This is a genomic window from Pseudomonas sp. SDO55104_S430, from assembly GCF_054070595.1.
In genome coordinates, this window is record NZ_JBSVXG010000445.1 from 1 (window position 1) to 1821 (window position 1821).

The window sequence follows — 1821 nt, forward strand, 5'->3', positions numbered from 1 at the left end:
TACATTGGGATTGTGTAGGGGCTGCCGAAGGCTGCGAGCTTTTGATTTATTTGGCGGCTTTCGCGGCCTTGGCTGGCTTGGCCGGAGCAACCGGTTCTTCAGCCACTTCTTCAACGGGCGCTTCGACTGCTTGCGGCGCTTCCACCGGCGCGGTCAGCAACTCGGACAGGGCATCCGGCTGGCTCTTGAACGCCTTGGCGAACACATCGCGGTTTTTCGCCATGTAGATCCCGACTTCTTCCACTTGCTGTTCGTTCAGGGACGGGACGGCTTTTTGCAACACTTCGGCCAGCAACTCGGCCAGCTCGAGCATTTTGTCATGACGATCAGCTTCGGCTTTATCCATGAACAAGCGCTCCAGATCTCGGCTGCTGCGGTATACCACTTCGACGGCCATTCACCACCTCACATGCCTTCAAATTTGGTTGTCTGATTCGACTACTGTATTTATATACAGGCAAAGAATAAGCGAATCATTGGGGTTTGGGTAGTGGCTTTTTAATGTAGTCCAACAAACCACTGTAGGAGCGAAGCTTGCTCGCGAAAGCGGTGTGTCAGTCAACATTGATATCGCCTGACACGCCGCTTTCGCGAGCAAGCTCTGCTCCTACAGGATCGAGGCGCGGCAAAACGTCACGGCGCGCGATTCGCGGGGGCTCGCCATGATGGCGTGGCCTCGTTTCTGCATGAAAAGCTGCATGCAGAACAACCGTCACGTCCAACCCGCATTATCCGGTCGAGCCGACCTAAGGAAGCATCATCGTGAAAATCAACTGGGCCGAAAACCTGCGGCAGTCCGTGCACGAACTGGCGGAAACCCTGGGCAACCTGTTCGTCGAGACCTTCCACTATCTGGCACTGTTCGCCATCGGCGCCGTGACCGCCTGGGCGGCGGTGATGGAATTTTTGGGAATGCTCGAGAAGGGACACATCAAGATCGATGACATTCTGCTGCTGTTCATCTACCTGGAATTGGGTGCGATGGTCGGGATTTATTTCAAGACCAACCACATGCCGGTGCGCTTTCTGATCTACGTGGCGATCACCGCGCTGACCCGCCTGCTGATTTCCAACGTGTCGCACCACAACCCGCCGGACCTGGGGATCATTTACCTGTGCGGCGGGATTCTGCTGCTGGCGTTTGCGATTCTGGTGGTGCGCTACGCGTCTTCGCAATTTCCGTCGGTGAAGATTGAAAACCCGCATCGCAAGACCGGTGCGGGTTCAAGTGAACATCCGGAGGTAGAGAAGGGGGAGATTTAAAGCCCTGAGATTCAAGGCCCTGAGATTTATAGACGCATGGCGGGTCGGGGCCGGCCTTTGACCGACGGTGGTGGCGGATTGCGCGAGCCGCTGTCGGTCATGGCTTCGAGAATCGCGACCGCGCTTCGACCCTGTTCGATGGCGATGCCGAACTGGATGCTCTGTACCAGGCGTTTGAGGCGGTCGGGGTCGTTGCGCTGTTCGGCACTGATCATGCGTTTGGCGACTATGCGACCGTTGTCGGAGAGGGTCAGCATGATGCTGCCGTCCAGGCCCTGAATGCTCAGGTTAACGTGGTAATCCGCTGCAAACGCATCGGTAATGAGCTGAAAAGGGTTGTCCATGATGCGTCACCGCCTGATTGAACGTGCAGTTGTTGACCGGTCGATGTCGGGATTAGTTCGCGATACCGGACCATCGGCCTTCATGACGTGCTTTCACAGGAGGATGTAGCAAGGGGCATGCCGGTTGGATTGTCGAACAATGAGTCCCTTGCCGACGCAGACATTGTGGCGAGGGGGCTTGCCCCCGTTGGACTGCGCAGCAGTCCCATCTTTT

General features: G+C 56.6%; 2 protein-coding genes and 1 pseudogene. 1 reads left to right on the forward strand and 2 read right to left on the reverse strand.

The window, feature by feature from the left end; all coding sequences use genetic code 11:
- Positions 1 to 157 precede the first annotated feature (157 nt).
- Positions 158 to 397, reverse strand: a pseudogene (locus ACW9JE_RS30550) (YebG family protein); the annotation flags it as partial.
- 365 nt (positions 398 to 762) lie between these two features.
- On the opposite strand from ACW9JE_RS30550, the gene ACW9JE_RS30555 reads away from it, so the two are divergent.
- The gene (locus ACW9JE_RS30555) at positions 763 to 1263 is read left to right on the forward strand and encodes a phosphate-starvation-inducible protein PsiE (RefSeq protein ID WP_224541122.1); all 501 of its coding nucleotides are present in this window, start codon (positions 763 to 765) and stop codon (positions 1261 to 1263) included.
- A gap of 26 nt (positions 1264 to 1289) precedes the next feature.
- On the opposite strand, the gene ACW9JE_RS30560 is transcribed toward ACW9JE_RS30555, so the two are convergent.
- Complete coding sequence (locus ACW9JE_RS30560; protein WP_224541120.1) at positions 1290 to 1607, reverse strand: DUF3509 domain-containing protein; 318 nt, start codon at positions 1605 to 1607, stop codon at positions 1290 to 1292.
- Between the last annotated feature and the right edge of the window lie 214 nt (positions 1608 to 1821).

What these genes read in the sequence shown, in the direction of transcription:
- ACW9JE_RS30560 (WP_224541120.1), bottom strand. Translation starts at nt 1,607, where the DNA reads ATGGACAACCCTTTTCAGCTCATTACCGATGCGTTTGCAGCGGATTAC.